Source organism: Candidatus Methylomirabilota bacterium, assembly GCA_035764725.1.
Taxonomy (GTDB): domain Bacteria; phylum Methylomirabilota; class Methylomirabilia; order Rokubacteriales; family CSP1-6; genus DASRWT01.
This window is the reverse complement of record DASTYT010000122.1, coordinates 1-14,798: the sequence shown is the minus strand read 5'-3', so window position 1 is coordinate 14,798 and position 14,798 is coordinate 1. Positions and strand designations below refer to the sequence as shown.

Annotated in this window: 15 protein-coding genes; 3 read left to right on the top strand and 12 right to left on the bottom strand. The window is 70.8% G+C overall.

Annotated elements, in window-relative coordinates:
* On the top strand, nucleotides 1-1,343 hold a 1,343-nt coding region (locus VFX14_20170; protein ID HEU5192014.1), incomplete at its 5' end, for an undecaprenyl-phosphate glucose phosphotransferase.
* A 46-nt stretch (nucleotides 1,344-1,389) separates the two neighbouring features.
* On the opposite strand, the gene VFX14_20165 is transcribed toward VFX14_20170, so the two are convergent.
* Genes VFX14_20165 through dapA form a run of 7 tightly spaced genes read right to left on the bottom strand, consistent with a single transcriptional unit; the run spans nucleotide 1,390 to nucleotide 6,041 of the window.
* Complete coding sequence (locus VFX14_20165) at nucleotides 1,390-2,109, bottom strand: hypothetical protein (GenBank protein HEU5192013.1); 720 nt, start codon at nucleotides 2,107-2,109, stop codon at nucleotides 1,390-1,392.
* A gap of 8 nt (nucleotides 2,110-2,117) precedes the next feature.
* Complete coding sequence (locus VFX14_20160) at nucleotides 2,118-2,639, bottom strand: sigma-70 family RNA polymerase sigma factor (protein ID HEU5192012.1); 522 nt, start codon at nucleotides 2,637-2,639, stop codon at nucleotides 2,118-2,120.
* Nucleotides 2,636-3,184 (bottom strand): 2-amino-4-hydroxy-6-hydroxymethyldihydropteridine diphosphokinase, encoded by a 549-nt coding sequence (folK, locus tag VFX14_20155; GenBank protein ID HEU5192011.1) that lies wholly within the window; start codon nucleotides 3,182-3,184, stop codon nucleotides 2,636-2,638. The genes VFX14_20160 and folK overlap by 4 nt, the downstream gene beginning before the upstream one ends.
* Nucleotides 3,185-3,186: 2 nt before the next feature.
* Nucleotides 3,187-3,537, bottom strand: a complete 351-nt coding sequence (gene folB, locus VFX14_20150; GenBank protein ID HEU5192010.1) for a dihydroneopterin aldolase — start codon at nucleotides 3,535-3,537, stop codon at nucleotides 3,187-3,189.
* A 36-nt stretch (nucleotides 3,538-3,573) separates the two neighbouring features.
* Nucleotides 3,574-4,338: a fumarylacetoacetate hydrolase family protein gene (locus tag VFX14_20145; protein HEU5192009.1), complete on the bottom strand. Its 765-nt coding sequence runs from the start codon at nucleotides 4,336-4,338 to the stop codon at nucleotides 3,574-3,576.
* A complete protein-coding gene (gene dapB / locus VFX14_20140; GenBank protein HEU5192008.1) occupies nucleotides 4,335-5,138 on the bottom strand; it encodes a 4-hydroxy-tetrahydrodipicolinate reductase in 804 nt (267 codons plus the stop codon). The genes VFX14_20145 and dapB overlap by 4 nt, the downstream gene beginning before the upstream one ends.
* Nucleotides 5,139-5,150: 12 nt before the next feature.
* Nucleotides 5,151-6,041 (bottom strand): 4-hydroxy-tetrahydrodipicolinate synthase, encoded by an 891-nt coding sequence (dapA, locus tag VFX14_20135; GenBank protein ID HEU5192007.1) that lies wholly within the window; start codon nucleotides 6,039-6,041, stop codon nucleotides 5,151-5,153.
* Between the two features lie 109 nt (nucleotides 6,042-6,150).
* Here dapA and VFX14_20130 point away from each other — a divergent pair, with 109 nt between their 5' ends.
* On the top strand, nucleotides 6,151-7,425 hold the full coding sequence (locus VFX14_20130) for a diaminopimelate decarboxylase (protein HEU5192006.1): 1,275 nt from the start codon (nucleotides 6,151-6,153) through the stop codon (nucleotides 7,423-7,425).
* A 115-nt stretch (nucleotides 7,426-7,540) separates the two neighbouring features.
* Here VFX14_20130 and VFX14_20125 read toward each other — a convergent pair whose 3' ends face one another.
* Genes VFX14_20125 through mltG form a run of 4 tightly spaced genes read right to left on the bottom strand, consistent with a single transcriptional unit; the run spans nucleotide 7,541 to nucleotide 11,837 of the window.
* Nucleotides 7,541-8,629: a hypothetical protein gene (locus tag VFX14_20125; GenBank protein ID HEU5192005.1), complete on the bottom strand. Its 1,089-nt coding sequence runs from the start codon at nucleotides 8,627-8,629 to the stop codon at nucleotides 7,541-7,543.
* Complete coding sequence (gene argH / locus VFX14_20120; GenBank protein HEU5192004.1) at nucleotides 8,626-10,026, bottom strand: argininosuccinate lyase; 1,401 nt, start codon at nucleotides 10,024-10,026, stop codon at nucleotides 8,626-8,628. Before argH ends, VFX14_20125 begins: the two co-directional genes overlap by 4 nt.
* The gene (locus tag VFX14_20115; GenBank protein HEU5192003.1) at nucleotides 10,023-10,727 is read right to left on the bottom strand and encodes a lysophospholipid acyltransferase family protein; all 705 of its coding nucleotides are present in this window, start codon (nucleotides 10,725-10,727) and stop codon (nucleotides 10,023-10,025) included. The genes argH and VFX14_20115 overlap by 4 nt, the downstream gene beginning before the upstream one ends.
* 54 nt (nucleotides 10,728-10,781) lie before the next feature.
* Nucleotides 10,782-11,837 (bottom strand): endolytic transglycosylase MltG, encoded by a 1,056-nt coding sequence (gene mltG / locus VFX14_20110; protein HEU5192002.1) that lies wholly within the window; start codon nucleotides 11,835-11,837, stop codon nucleotides 10,782-10,784.
* A gap of 193 nt (nucleotides 11,838-12,030) precedes the next feature.
* On the opposite strand from mltG, the gene VFX14_20105 reads away from it, so the two are divergent.
* Nucleotides 12,031-13,041 (top strand): DNA-directed RNA polymerase subunit alpha, encoded by a 1,011-nt coding sequence (locus VFX14_20105; protein HEU5192001.1) that lies wholly within the window; start codon nucleotides 12,031-12,033, stop codon nucleotides 13,039-13,041.
* Between the two features lie 78 nt (nucleotides 13,042-13,119).
* On the opposite strand, the gene VFX14_20100 is transcribed toward VFX14_20105, so the two are convergent.
* On the bottom strand, nucleotides 13,120-14,798 hold a 1,679-nt coding region (locus VFX14_20100), incomplete at its 5' end, for a DNA internalization-related competence protein ComEC/Rec2 (protein ID HEU5192000.1).

Below are 14,798 nucleotides of genomic sequence, written 5' to 3'. Positions count from 1 at the left end.
TGATCGTGGTGGGGTGCTGGCTCGCCGCCTACGGTGTCCGCTTCTACGTGGCCGGGCCGCCGACGCCCCAGCACGACATCCCGCCACTCGGGCCCTACCTGGCCATGATCCTGCCCATCGTCCTGGTGTGGGGGATCTCGTTCCGCGCGTTCGGGCTCTACCGCCCGCGGCGTATCGGCTCGCGGCTCTCGGAGATCGCCGACATCGCCAAGGCATCCTCGCTCGCGGCGCTCGTCCTCGTCACCACGATGACGTTCCTCTTTCGCGAGTACGACTTCTCCCGGACCGTCATCGTGTACTTCTGGGTCTTCTCGATCGTCGTCGTGTCGTGGGCCCGCTACGTGTTCCGCGAGGCGCTACGCTTCGCGCGGCGGCGCGGCTACAACCAGCGATCGGCGGTAGTAGTGGGAGGAGGCGAGCTAGCGCGCGACGTCGTTGGCCGGCTGCGCGCCCGGCGCGACACCGGAATCCAGGTGGTGGGCCTGATTGGCGACAAGCGGGAGGGGGCGGAGGCGGTGCCCTGGCTGGGCGGCTACGCCGATCTAGCCACCTTGCTCGCCGCGCGCCCGGTGGACCACGTGATCATCGCCCTCGCCCATGAGGACGCGAGCCGCCTGCCCGGCCTCCTCGACGCCATCGGCGACGAGCCCGTGACCATCCACGTGGTCCCCGACCTCTTCCGCTTCACCTCGCTCGGCGGCGGCATCGAGGAGTTCGAGGGCGTGCCGTTCGTGCACCTGCGTGAGTCACCGCTGCATGGCTGGAGCGCGGTGGCCAAGCGCGCGTTCGACCTCGTGTTCTCGGCGCTGGTGCTGGTCGGCCTCGCGCCGGCGTACGCGCTCCTCGCCCTCGCGGTCCGCCTGACGTCCCGCGGTCCCGTGCTCTATCGCCAGGACCGAATGGGGCTGGACGGTCAGAGCTTTCAGATGCTCAAGTTCCGGACGATGAGGGTCGATGCGGAGGCCGCGTCCGGGCCGGTGTGGGCGGAGGCGGGCGACGCACGGCGCACGCCCATCGGCGCCTTCCTCCGCCGCTTCAGCCTCGACGAGCTCCCGCAGTTCGTGAACGTGCTCCGGGGCGAGATGAGCGTGGTGGGGCCGCGGCCGGAGCGGCCGGTATTCGTGGAGCGCTTCCGCCAGACCGTCCCCGGCTACATGCTGCGGCACAAGGTGAAATCCGGCCTCACCGGCTGGGCGCAGATCAACGGCCTGCGCGGTAACACGTCGCTGGAGAAGCGCATCGAGTACGATCTGCAGTACATCGAGCGCTGGTCGTTCTGGCTCGATCTCAAGATCATCACACTCACGGTGGCGCGGGTGCTCTTCGACCGGAACGCCTACTGACGCCTCCGTGGGGCCCCGGCGCGCTGCGGCCGAGGCGAGCGCGCGGCTACTGGCTGACTGCGTACGTCAGGTCTGTCGCCGAGCGGACCTTGACGAAGTAATCCTTGAGGCGGGCGAGATCGTCGTCGGAGACGAGGTCCGCCACGAGCACGCAGAAGAGGCCCTGCTGCTTCCACATGATCAGGCTGAACCCGTTCTCCTTCCGGATGACCGGGCGCCACGTCGCGATCTTCACCCGCTCCACCTCGGGCAGGTTCACGGTGGCGGCGCCGGGGAAGATCACGTAGGTCACCGCGTGCCCCTTCGCGTCCTGATAGGCGAGGGAGAGACCCCGGTGGCTCTCCACGTAGGTCGGATGCGCGTTGATGAGCTGGAGCTCGGGGTCGCCCGCGAAGACGAGGTTCAGCGTGACACCGCTCTCATCCATGGCGCGCGGCAGGGCGGCAGGGATCACGTCCGACTCGGTGCGGGCCCACGACAGCGTGCGCGCGTGCTCGGTGATCACCGCGCGGGTGAGGTCGCGCAGCGCATCGCCGCTCACCGCGGTGGGCAGGGAGCCGGCGAGCCAGCCCACCATCACGAAGGCGGTAGCGAGCGCGCTCATCGCGGGCACGAGCCAGGCCTTCCAGCGCGTGGGCGCGGCCGCCGGCTCGACCGTCTGCCGGAGGGACGCCCGCAGCCGGGGGGAGGCGGGGTAGCGGCCGAGGCGGTCGCGCAGGGCTCGGCCCAACGCGGCGTCGTCCGCCTCGCTCTCCGGGCCTCTCATCTCCGCGCTCACCGTCTCAGCTCCTCTCCGTAGTCCTTCAGGTACTCGCGCAGGCGCTCCTTCGCCCGGAAGATGCGCGACTTCACCGTTCCCACCGGGCAATCCATAATCCGCGCCACCTCGTCCAGAGGCAGCCCTTCCACCTCGGCGAGCAGGAGCGGGGTCTTGAATTCCTCGGGCAGTCGGGACAGCGCCCGGTCGAGATCCGTGAGGACCTCGGTGCTTGCCCCGTCCTGATCCGGCGCGTCGTGGAACATCGGCGCCCCGCCTGCCGGCACCCCATCCTCGGACAGCGCCGGCTCACGCTCCCGCAGGCGGTAGAACGTGAGGAACGTGTTCCTCAGGATCTGAAACAACCAGGCCCGGAGATGGGTTCCCGGCTGGAAGCGGTGGGAAAAACGCATGGCGCGGACATAAGTTTCCTGCACCAGGTCTTCCGCCTCCGAGCCGTTCCGGGTCAGGTAGATGGCGAGATTGTGGAGGGCGTCGAGGTGCTCCAGGGCCTGCCGCCGGAACTCGGCGTCGCTCACCGGTCGAACCAGCGCCGCGGCAGGTCGGACACGCGCACTTCGTGCTCGTCGTCCAGCGCGGCTACCAGCTCGCGGATCGTCTGGTAGAGAACCGGGTGCTCCACGTCGGGCGCGAGGTCGGCGAGGGGCCGCAGCACGAAGCCGCGCTCGTGCATGAGCAGATGGGGCACGTGGAGCGCATCGGAGAGCGCGATGACCTGGTCGCCGTAGAGCAGGATGTCGATGTCCAGCGTCCGCGGCTCGTAGCGCTGGTCCTCGTGGGTGCCTGGGCCGCGCGCGCGGCCCAGGGCGGTCTCGATAGCCTGCACTTCCGCGAGCAGCATGGGCGCGGACAGCGTGGTGTCGATGGCGACCACGCAGTTGAAGAACCAGCTCGCGCGGTCCTCGACCTCGCCGGGGCGCTGCTCCCAGGGCTCCGTCTGATAGAGTGGGGAGGCATCCACGAAGCTCACGTCGTGGAGGGCGCGCAGGCGCGCGACCGCCTGGCGCAGGGACTCGACCCGGTCCCCCATGTTCGACCCGACGCTCAGGAATACGCGGGGCATGGTCAGCGGCGGCGTCGCGTCACCTCGACGCCGGGCGTCGCGTGCAATCCGTCCATCGGCGGCGTGAGCTTACGCACCCGGATCCGGACCTCCTCGCAGGGGAACTCGCCGAGCAACATGGTGGCCACTCCCACCGCCAGGCGCTCGAGGAGATTCACGCGCTGCCTCGTGCCCAGCTCCACGATCCGCGCGGCGACCACGCCGTAGTCCACAGTGGCCCGGACATCGTCGGAAGCGGCCGCGGGCCCCACGTCCACCGTCATCTCCGCGTCCACCGAGAACCACGCCCCCACCTCCTGCTGGGCGCTCGTCACTCCGTGGTGACCGTAGAACCGGACGTCCTCGAGAAATATCTTATCAGAGGCCAGCGGAGGGCGCTCCGGACGGGCTCAGGGGCAGAGGCGAATGACCGGGTTGGCGAGGGCCCCGATGCCCTCGATGCGTACTTCCACCTTGTCACCCGGGTTCATGGGGCCGACCCCGGCGGGCGTGCCGGTGGCGATGAGGTCCCCGGGGAGCAGGGTCATGACCGCGGCCACCCGGGCGACGAGATCCTCGACGGAGAACAGGAGGTTCTTGGTGCTCGACCCCTGCCGCCGCTCGCCGTTCAAGAAGGTCTCAATCTCGACGCCGTTGGGGTCGATGTCGGTGGCGATGCAGGGGCCGACCGGGCAGAACGTGTCGAAGGCCTTGGCGCGACTCGGCATGGAGTCGCGCGACTGGAGATCCCGCGCGGTGACGTCGTTGAGGCACGTGAAGCCCAGGATGTGCTCGCGGACCCGCTCGGGAGGGACGTTGCGGCACCGCTTCTTCATCACCACCGCCAGCTCGCCTTCGAAGTCCACCCGGCTCGACTGGGGCGGATAGATGATGGGATCGCCCGGCCCACACAGGGCCGACGGCGGCTTGAGGAAGATACGCGGCTCGGCGGGCAGGGGCAGGTGCATCTCCTCGGCATGGTCTCGATAGTTGAGGCCGACCGCCACGATCTTCGAGGGCACCACGGGGACGAGGAGCACGGTCTGGCGCAGGGGATAGCGCTTGCGGCCGCGGCGGAAGCCGCCGAACGGGGTGCCCGCGTACTCGACCACGTGCGTCCCCTCGATCACGCCGTAGCGAACCTTGCCCGCGGCCTTGAAGCGGACGATCTTCATGCGAGCCCGAGCACGTGCTGCATGGAGTAGAGACCCGGTTTCGCGGTCGCGATGAAGCGCGTGGCGCGCAGGGCGCCGCGGGCGTAGTTATCGCGGCTCTGCGCCCGATGGGTCAGCTCGAGGCGCTCCCCGAGGGCGCCGAAGGACACGGTGTGCTCGCCCACCACGTCGCCCGACCGCAGCGAGAACACGCCGATCTCCTTGCGTGTCCGCTCGCCCGGCATGCCGTGCCGGCCGTACACCGCGCTCTTGCCGAGATCGCGCCCCAGCGCGTCGGCCACGATCTCCGCCATGCGCATCGCGGTGCCGCTGGGCGCGTCCTTCTTGAACCGGTGGTGGACCTCGGTTACCTCGACGTCGTAGTCGTCGCCGAGCAGGCGCGCCATCTCCTGCAGCACGCGGAAGGCGACGTTGACGCCCACGCTCATGTTGGGCGAGAGGAGGATCGGTACCTGGCCGGCCAGGCGCTCGATCTCCTCGCGCTGGGCCGGGGAGAATCCGGTGGTGCCGATGACCGCGCGGCCCTTCTGGTGCGCGACCATGCGAAGATGCACGAGCGTCGCCTCGGGGACGGAGAACTCGATGAGGATACGGTCAGACGCCAGCGCCGCCTCGGGATCGGCGGTGATGGGGACGCCGAGGCGGCCGACGCCGGCGAGCTCACCGGCGTCCTTCAGGAGGGCGGGATGGCCAGGCGCCTCCAGGGCGGCGACGAGGTGAAGGTCAGTCTCCTCCTGGAGGAGGGTGACGAGACGCGAGCCCATCCGGCCGGCGGCGCCGGCCACGACCACGTCGGCCATCGGCGTAGCGAATCAGCTCTTGAGCAGGCCCAACGACTTGAGCACGCCGCGCAGCCGCTCCCGGTTCGCGTCGGCCATCCGGCACATGGGCAGGCGGAACTCGGGCTCGACCATGCCCATCATCGCCATCGCTTCCTTGATGGGGATGGGGTTGGTCTCGAAGAAGGCGGCCCGGCACAGCGGATAGAGGCGGTGGTGGAGGTCACGCGCCTGCTTCCAGTCGCCGTTCAGCGCGGCATGGGTCAGCTCGGCGGTCTCGCGGGGGACGATGTTGGCGATCACCGAGATGACGCCCACCCCGCCCACCGCCATGAGCGGCAGGGTGAGGTTGTCGTCGCCGGAGAGGACGGCGAAGTCGGGCCCGCAGGCGAGCACGACCTGGGTCATCTGGTCGAGGGAGCCCGAGGCTTCCTTCACGCCCACGATGTTCTTGCAGTCCTTGACGAGGCGGGCGAGGGTGTCCGTCTCCACGTTCACCGCGGTGCGCCCGGCGATGTTGTAGACGATGATCGGGATGTCCACCGTGTCCGCGATGGCGCGGAAATGGCGGTAGAGGCCTTCCTGAGTGGGCTTGTTGTAGTACGGGTTGACCACGAGGGCGCCGGTGGCGCCCGCGCGGCTGGCGTGGCGCGTGAGGTCGATCGCCTCGGAGGTCGAGTTGGAGCCGGTGCCGGCGATGACCTGGATCCGCCCCCGCGCCGCCTCGATCACGACCTCGACCACGCGCTTGTGCTCGTCATGGCTCAGCGTGGGCGATTCGCCGGTGGTGCCGCACGGCACGATGCCGTCTGTGCGATTGCTCACGTGGAACTCGACGAGCTCGCGGAGCTTGTCCTCGTCGACGGCGCCGTTTCGGAATGGCGTGACCAGCGCGACGATGGAGCCGTGGAATCTGGGGCGCATGAGTGAGCCCTCCATGAGTCGATGCGGTTCGCCAGTGAGGACAACTCGACTCTAGCACCACCCGCGGAGCTACTTCAAGCGGCGTCGCGAGTACGGTATCATCCGGCGCATGGCATCGACCGTCTCGGCTCCCTCGGGACCGCTGTTCCTCTCCCCCGAGCAGGCGGCAGAGGTGCGCGCGCGATTCGGGACCCCCTGTTACGTCTACGATCGCCGCACCCTGGAGGCCACCGCGCGCACGGTGCTGGCGTTCCCGGCGCCCTTCGGCTTCACGCTCCGCTATGCGATGAAGGCCAACCCCAGCGGGGGCGTGCTCGCGGTATTCCGCGACCTCGGGTTGCACGTGGACGCCTCGAGCGACTTCGAGGTGGAGCGCGCGCTGCGCGCCGGGTTCAAGCCCGACACGATCCAGCTGACCTCGCAGATGCCGTCACGGCGCCTCGCCGATCATCTGGGACGCGGCGTGCTCTACAACGCCTGCTCGCTCCATCAGCTGGAGTCGATGGGGCGCGTCGCCCCCGGCCGCGAGGTCGCCATCCGCCTGAATCCCGGCCTCGGGAGCGGCGCCACCAACCGAACCAACACGGGCGGACCCGCCTCCTCCTTCGGGATCTGGCACGAGTACATCGAGGATGCACGGCATATCGCCGCCCGACATCGGCTTTCCATCAGAACAGTCCACAGCCACATCGGATCGGGAACCGATCCGGAGGTCTGGAAGCGTGTCACCCGCATGACGCTCGACCTCGTGGGGCGCTTCCCCGAGGCCACCACCGTCAACCTGGGCGGCGGCTTCAAGGTCGGGCGCATGCCCGAGGAGCCCACGGTGGAGATGAGCGACGTGGGCCGGAATGTGGCCGCGGCGCTGCAGGAATTTCGCCAGCGCACGGGGCGGGCCCTGCACCTCGAGATCGAGCCCGGCACGTACCTGGTCGCGCGCGCGGGGGCGGTGGTCGCGACCTGCATGGACGTCGTGGACACCGGCCGCGAGGGCTACCGCTTCGCCAAGCTCGACACCGGCATGACCGAGGTCACGCGGCCGTCGCTCTACGGGGCCCAGCATCCCATCGACGTGCTCCCGGCCGACGACGATCGGGGACGCGAGCGGGCGGCGGTGGTGTTCGTGGGGCCCTGCTGCGAGTCCGGCGACATCCTGACGCCGGCGCCGGGTGATCCCGAGGCGCTGGCGCCGCGCTGGGTGCCCATGCCGAAGATCGGCGACCTCGTGGTGGTGGGCGGCGCTGGGGCCTACTGCGCCGCGATGTCCACCATCAACTACAACTCCTACCCGCAGGCCCCCGAGGTCATGCTGGAGGTCGACGGCAGCCTCCGCCTCCTTCGCCGCCGCCAAGACCCCGCCGAGGTGTGGGCCAACGAAGTGTGAGCCGCAGTTGCTTGGCGAGCCGCAGCCGAAGGCGAGGCGAGCGGATCCATAGCGCTTCTCCCGCGCGGAGCGCGGGGGCGAGCCGCAGCCGAAGGCGAGGCGGACGGATCCATAGCTACGGTACCGTGACCGGCACCACGTTCGACTGTGGGCTCTCGTTCGGCGTGCGCGCGCGGTCCAATGCGGTCACCGCGTAGCGGTACTGCTCGCCCCGCTTCACGTCGCGATCGGTGAAGACGATGTTGACCGCGGGCGTGGTCCCGATACGCACGAAGGGGCCCGAGCCCGTGGCGCGGTAGATCGCATAGGTCGCCACGTCGGGGGACGCGCTCGCCGTCCAGGTCAGCCGCACGAGCGTTTCCGAGGGAATCGCGAGCAGGTTGCTGGGCGCCGCGGGCGGCGTCCGCTTCACCGGAGTCGCCGTGGCCACCATGGACGGCTCGCCGTAGGCGGTCGCCTCCCCCTCCTTGCGCACGGCCCGCACCACGTAGCGGTAGGTCGTCTCGTTCTCGAGGCCACGGTCCACGGACGTGATGCCGGTGACGGGCTCGGCCTTCACCGGCTGCAGCGCGCCCTCCGCGCCGGCGCCGCGCAGGATCACGTAGCTGATGTCGCCGCGCAGCGGGTTCCCGTCCACGAGCCCGGTCGGCGGTTTCCACGCGAGCCGCACCTCACCGTCCCCCGCGTCCGCGGCCAGCGCCTCCGGTGGGCGCGGCGCGGCGAGGAAGAGCACGGCCAGGCGTTCCGAGGGCGCGCTCGAGCGCCCGGTCGAGTCGATCACCGTCGTGACATAGACGTAACGCTGATCGACGCGTAAGGCCCTTCGATCGACCCATCTGACGGTATTGCCGGCTATCACCGCGGGCGCGGGCGCGTCGGGCTTGATCTCGGCCAGTCGCTCCCAGCCCACCACGTCGCCCCGTGAGACCATGGCGGACTTCTCGGGCTCGCTCTCCGCCTCGGCGCGCCGGAAGACCTTGGTGACGGCGAGGTCGCGGAAGGCGGCGCCGTCCACGCGGGTGCGGGGGACGGTCCAGCTGACCACGATGCTGTCGGACTCGACGGTGGCGCTCATACCGGACGGCGCCGCGGGGAGCCGCCGCTCGGGCGCAACGGGCGGCCCCTTCCGGCCGCAGCCCGTGCCGGCGACGACCAGCGCGAGGACGACGAGGAGGACGAGGCCCCGCCCGTGGGGCCGGCTCACCGGCGGGGCTCGGGCCCCACGAGCTGACGGGCCGCCTCGAGGGCCCGTTGCACCGCCTCCGGCGCGGTGCCGCCGATGACCGCGCGCGCGGCGAGCGAGGCCTCCACGGTGAGGGCGGCGTGCACGTCGGCGCCGATCAGGGGCGAGAAGCCGCGCAGCTCGTCCAGCGTCATCTCGCTCAGCTCGCGCTTGTTGGCGATGCCGTGGCGGACGACGCGCCCCACGATCTCGTGGGCCTCGCGGAAGGGGAGGCCCTTGCGCACGAGGTAGTCCGCGAGGTCGGTGGCGGTGGAGTAGTTCGCGCCGGCGGCCTCGCGCATGCGGTCGGCGTGGAAGGTCAGTGAGCGCAGCATGGGCGGGATCACGCGGAGCAGCGCCTCCAGCGTGTCCACGGTGTCGAACACCGCCTCCTTGTCCTCCTGCATGTCGGAGTTGTACGTGAGAGGCAGTCCCTTCATCACCGTGAGGAGCGCGGTGAGGTTGCCGTAGAGGCGTCCCGTCTTGCCGCGCATGAGCTCCGCCACGTCCGGGTTTTTCTTCTGCGGCATGATCGACGAGCCGGTGGCGAACGCGTCGGAGAACTCCACGAAGGCGAACTCGCTGGTCGCCCACAGCGTGAGGTCGGCGGCGAGCCGCGACACGTGCATGCCGAGGATGGCGGCCGCGGCGAGGAACTCGATCAGGTGATCGCGGTCGCTCACCGCGTCGAGGCTGTTGGCGCTGGGGGCGGCGAAGCCGAGATCGCGCGCGAGGGCTTCGCGGTCGATGGCGAAGGCGGCGCCGGCGAGGGCGGCCGCTCCGAGCGGCAGCACGTTGTTCCGCCGCGCGCAGTCGCGGAAGCGCTCCCGATCGCGGTGGAGCATGAACACGTAGGCGAGCAGGTGATGGGCGAGGAGCACGGGCTGTGCGCGCTGCAGATGCGTGTAGCCGGGCATGGGCACGCCGAGGTGCTCCTCGGCGCGGGCGACCAGGGCGGCCTGGACGGCCTGGATGCCCACGTCGACGTGGCCGAGGATCTCCCGGAGGTAGAGGCGCTCGTCGAGCGCGATCTGATCGTTGCGCGAGCGCCCGGTATGGAGCTTGCCGCCGACGGGGCCCGCCAGCTCGGTGAGCCGCCGCTCGATGTTGAGGTGGATGTCCTCGAGCTCCCGCCGGAAGGGGAAGCGATCCTCCGCGAGCTCGGCGTGGACGGCGTCGAGACCCGAGGCGAGCGCGCTCAGCTCGGTCTCGGTGAGGAGCCCCGCACGCCGCAGCGCGCGCGCCCATGCGCGGCTTCCCTCGATGTCGTGCGGCCAGAGCCGGCGGTCGACGCCAAGCGACGCGGTGAACGCCTCCGCGCCGGGGTCCAGCCGCTCCGCGAACCGACCGCCCCAGCGCGGGCTCTCGCCTCCGCTCACGCCAGGTCCCGCGCGAGGAGCCCGGCGATCTCGGTCATGACCTGTCCGGTGACGTCGACGCGCTCGCCCCGCGTGGGCGCGCGCCGGCGGCCGAGGTGCAGGGGATGGCCGAAGCGCACCGACAAGGCCTGCCGCCGCGGGAGGTGGAAGCGGCGCCCCCGCAGGGCCTGGTACGTGCCGCCGATCGCCGCGGGCACCACCGGCACGCCGGCGCGCAGCGCGAGCGCCGCCACCCCAGGCTGGCCGGAGACGAGGCGGCCCTCGCGGCTGAACGGGCCTTCCGGGAAGATGCCGATGATGCGGCCCTGCTCGAGGGCGCGGAGCGCACGCTTGATGGCGCCGGGGTCCGGGCGCGAGAGGTTCACGGGAATCGAGCCGATGCCACGGTGGAACGCAGGGTGGAGCGGGCTCGCGTGGTACACGCGCGGCATCACGATGAAGGAGATGGGGCGCGGGACCGCGACCCCGAGCACGACGCCGTCGAGGTAGTTGTGGTGGTTCGCGGCGAGAATGAAGGGGCCGCTCGGCAGCCGCTCGAGCCCCTCGATGGAGAGCGCGAACCAGCGCTGCAGCGCGGGCCGGCACAGGCTCCGGCACAGGCGATAGAGCGGAGGAAACCTCACGTCGGCGACACGCGGGGCCGCGCGTGCCGCCGGCGGCGCGAGCACCGACAGCACGGTGGATTTCTCGCTCGGCGCCATGATCGGGTCGGTTATAGCATCGGCCCGACCCCCTGACAAGGACGCGGGCCCGCGTCAGCGGAGCTTGATGAGACGGTACTGCGCGACGGCGGCGTTGTGCTCGGCGAGGCTGGTGGAGAAGTGGTGGCGACGGTCGTCGATGGAGACGAAGTAGAGAAAGTTCACGGGCGCCGGCTTCGCGGCGGCCTCGATGGCGGCCCGGCTCGGGGCGCCGATGGGGCCGGGCGGGAGTCCGCCCCGTCGATAGGTGTTGTACGGCGAGTCCACCTGGAGATCCGCGCGCGAGAGAGCCTGACCGTCCTTGCCCACCGCGAACTGCACGGTGGGATCCGCCTGGAGCGGCATGCCGAGGCGCAGGCGGTTCCAGAACACCGCGGAGATCAGCGGCATCTCGCTCCGCACCACCGCCTCCTTTTCGATGATCGACGCCATCGTGAGCAGCTGATGCACGGTGATCCCGCGCTCGCGCGCGCGCTCGAGGATCTCGGGCGTGAGCTGATCGCGCATGCGCGCGGCCATGCGGGCGAGGATCTCCTCCGGCGTCATGCCCTTCACGAGCTGATACGTGTCGGGGAAGATGTAGCCCTCGAGGCTCTCGGCGGGGACGGCGAGCGTCTTCAAGAAGACGGGGTCGCGCGCCAGCCGCAGGATGTCGTCGGCGCGGCTCAGCCGCTCGCGCTCGAGGGCGAGCGCGAGCTCCACGACGCTGTCGCCCTCGCGGAACAGCACCGCGTGCTGGCGCACGCGGCCGCCTTCGAGGAGGGTCAGCACGGCGAGGGTGTTGGCGCCCTGCGGGATCTCGTACTCACCCGCCTTCAAGGTGCGCGCGGTGCCACGAGCGGCGGCCAGCAGCATGAAGCCCAGCGGGCTGCGAATCGCCCCCGCCTCGTCGAGGCGGCGCGCCACCGTGGTCAGGCCTTGATGCGCCGGGATCTCGACCACGCGGGGGCCGGCCTGGACGCCGGGGGCTGCGGTGAAGATCCAGAAGGCCTGGAGCGCCAGGAACACGGCGAGGAGGCAGGCCAGCGCCCAGAGCACGGCCTGTCCGGCGCCTGCCGAGGGGCGGGAGGGCTCCGCCCAGGTCTTCATGAACCAGGGCCGCTCCATCATGATTTCCTTATATTTTGCCAGCACTTTGCTCGATAGGTCAACGCACAGAACGGTCTGGAAAACCGTGGGCTTGGCGGTCTACGGAGGGGGCTCGCGCCAAGGGGCGCTAGGGGGGCGGGCCTCCCCCCGAAGGGGCCGTGGTATACTCACCCCTCGGGTCTCAGGTCCCCGAACACCTCAGGAGGTTTTCGCAATGCCGCAGCTCGCGCTTCCCGCCCGTCACGAGTGGCTTGCCCAGGACCGCAAGTACGGCAAGCTGGCCATCGAGCCGTTCGAGCCGGGCTTCGCGCTCACCGTGGGCAACGCCTATCGGCGCGTGCTCCTGTCCTCCATTCACGGCGCCTCGCCCACGTGGGCCAAGATCGAGGGCGTGCTTCACGAGTTCTCGTTCATGCAGGGCGTGACCGAGGACACCCTCGACATCATCATGAATCTCCGCAAGGTCGTGTTCGCGCTCCACGTGAACCGGCCCAAGATCCTGCGCCTGAAGGCCCAGGGTCCGAAGGTGGTCACCGCGGCGGATTTCGAGCCGGACGCCGACGTGGAGATCCTCACCCCCGAGGTGGTGCTCGCCACGCTCGACAAGGACGGCGGCATCGAGCTGGAGCTCTGCGTGGAGCGCGGTCGCGGCTATCAGGCGGCCGAGCGGCGCGAGCCAGAGGCGCTCCCCATCAACGCGATGCTCATCGACGCGGACTTCTCGCCGGTGAAACGCGTGAACGTGCAAGTGGAGACGCCGAGCGCCCTGGGCGGCGGGCAGGAGCGCCTGGTCCTCGAGATGTGGACCAACGGCAGCGTCACGCCCGACGTCGCGGTGGGTGAGGCCTCGCGCATCCTGCAGGATCAGTTCAACCTGCTCACTGACTTCCCCACGCCGGTCGCCGAAGAGGCGGAGCGGCAGGAGGGAGCGGGCCTCGAGCCCGCGGCGCGGGTCGAGCTGAACGAGCACCTCTTCCGCAACGTGGACGAGCTTGAGCTCTCGGTGCGTGCGTCCAATTGTCTCAAGACCGCCAACATTCGGACCATCGCCGACCTCGTGCAGAAGACGGAGTCGGAGCTGCTCAAGACGAAGAACTTCGGCAAGAAGTCCCTGAACGAGATCAAGACGATCCTGGGAGAGATGGGGCTCTCCCTGGGCATTCGTCTCGATCCCGAGGAGCTGGAGCGGCTGCGCGCGCAGTACGAGCGCGCCTTCGAGAACTAGTCCCTCCTGCTCCGCGCGCGTCACCACGGCCTCCGGTATCCAGCCGGGGGTCGTGGTGTCTTCGGCGCTCCCGCATGATCACCACGCCCGGTCGTCGGGCGCGATCGGCAGCTCGTCGGTGCGCCGCGCCGCCCAGCGCGTGATCCAGAGCCTCAGCCCGTCCGTCTCCACGATCACCGCGCCGTCCCGGTCCGTCCGATAGAGGCGGGCGCCCGCGATGGCGAGGCGATCCAGCACGTCGGGCGCGGGATGGCGAAAGGGATTGCGCCCGCCGACCGACACGACCGCGACGCGGGGCCGGCTCGCCTCCACGAAGGGGGCGGCCGTCGACCCGCGGCTGCCGTGATGACCGACCTTGAGGACAGTGGCGGTGAGCGGGGCGCGGACGGCGAGGAGCCGCTCCTCGCCGCGCGCGGTGAGATCACCGGTGAGGAGCAGCGCGATGCCGCGCCAGTCCAGCCGGAGCACCAGCGAATGGTCGTTCTCGCCGGTGACGGCCGCCGCAGGGCCGTCCGCGGGAGGACTCAGCACCGTGACGGCGGCCTCGCCCAGCTGGAGCCGCTGACCCGCGGTGAGCACCCGGCGCGGCGCGCCGGAGCGGCCGAGAGCGGCGACGGTGTCCTCGTGCCCGACGCCCCACCGCCCGTTCTCCCAAATCTCGCCGACCCGCAGCCCGCGCAGCACGGCGGCGAGTCCACCGGAGTGATCGGCATCGGCGTGGGTGGCCGCGATCACGTCGAGGCGTGCGATGCCGCGGTTCCAGAGGAACGGCGCCACCACCCGCTCGCCGACGTCGAAACGCGCCCCGCCGCCCGGCCCGCCATCGACCAGCGCCCGCGGGCCGTGCGGCACCTCGACGAGGATCGCATCGCCCTGCCCGACGTCGAGGAAGGTCACACGGAGGCGGCCGTGGTCCGGGGCCACCAGGGGCCAGAGCGCGATGCCGGCGCCGGCAGCGATAAGGAGCAGCGCGACCGCGCGTCCCCAGCGCGCAGCGACCGTCGCCGCGAGCACGGCCGCGAGGAGCCAGGTCGCCAAGGCGAGCGGGCCCGGCGCAGGCACGTGCACGAGCGCGCCTGGCACCGCGGCCGCGAGCCAGACCGCGAGACGGAGGAGCACCGCGAGCGCCCACGCGAGATTCAACCCGAGGCTGCCCACCAGATCGGTGAGCGCCGCGCCGGCGAGCGCGAAGAGCCCCACCGTGGTCGCCGCGCCGGCGAGGGGCACGACGACGAGATTCGCCACGGGGCCGATCAGGGAGAGCTGATTGAAGTGCGCGGCCATGACGGGCAGCACCGCGCCCTGCGCGGCCACGCTCACGCCCACCGCGGAGGCCAGACCCCGGGGCCACCGGAGCCGCTCAAGGACGGCGCGGGCCGGGGTCCCCAGATAGACGATGCCCGCGGTGGCGGCGAACGAGAGCTGAAAGCCGGGGTCCCAGAGATCGCCCGGCCGCCACGCGAGCAGGGCGAGCCCCGAGAGCGCGAGCGCATTGGGCAGCTGCGACTGCCGGTCGAGCACGATGCCGGCGAGGAGGATCAGGCCCATCACGGTCGCGCGGATCACCGAGGACTGTGCACCCACCACGAGAGCGAACCCAACCAGCGCCGCGGCCGCCGCCACCGCGGTGGCCGGGCGCGGGACTCCCACCAGCGTGAGCAGGGCGAACACGGAGGCCGCCACCAGCGCCACGTTGAAGCCCGAGACGGCGAGGACGTGGTACGCCCCCGCGCGGCGGAAGGCGTCGTCGGTTTCGC

Coding starts and splice junctions, on each gene's coding strand:
- dapB (HEU5192008.1), bottom strand. CDS start 5,138: ATGGCCGACGTGGTCGTGGCCGGCGCCGCCGGCCGGATGGGCTCGCGT.
- dapA (HEU5192007.1), bottom strand. CDS start 6,041: ATGCGCCCCAGATTCCACGGCTCCATCGTCGCGCTGGTCACGCCATTC.
- VFX14_20130 (HEU5192006.1), top strand. CDS start 6,151: ATGGCATCGACCGTCTCGGCTCCCTCGGGACCGCTGTTCCTCTCCCCC.
- folK (HEU5192011.1), bottom strand. CDS start 3,184: ATGCCCCGCGTATTCCTGAGCGTCGGGTCGAACATGGGGGACCGGGTC.
- VFX14_20105 (HEU5192001.1), top strand. CDS start 12,031: ATGCCGCAGCTCGCGCTTCCCGCCCGTCACGAGTGGCTTGCCCAGGAC.
- VFX14_20165 (HEU5192013.1), bottom strand. CDS start 2,109: ATGAGAGGCCCGGAGAGCGAGGCGGACGACGCCGCGTTGGGCCGAGCC.
- VFX14_20145 (HEU5192009.1), bottom strand. CDS start 4,338: ATGAAGATCGTCCGCTTCAAGGCCGCGGGCAAGGTTCGCTACGGCGTG.
- VFX14_20115 (HEU5192003.1), bottom strand. CDS start 10,727: ATGGCGCCGAGCGAGAAATCCACCGTGCTGTCGGTGCTCGCGCCGCCG.
- mltG (HEU5192002.1), bottom strand. CDS start 11,837: ATGATGGAGCGGCCCTGGTTCATGAAGACCTGGGCGGAGCCCTCCCGC.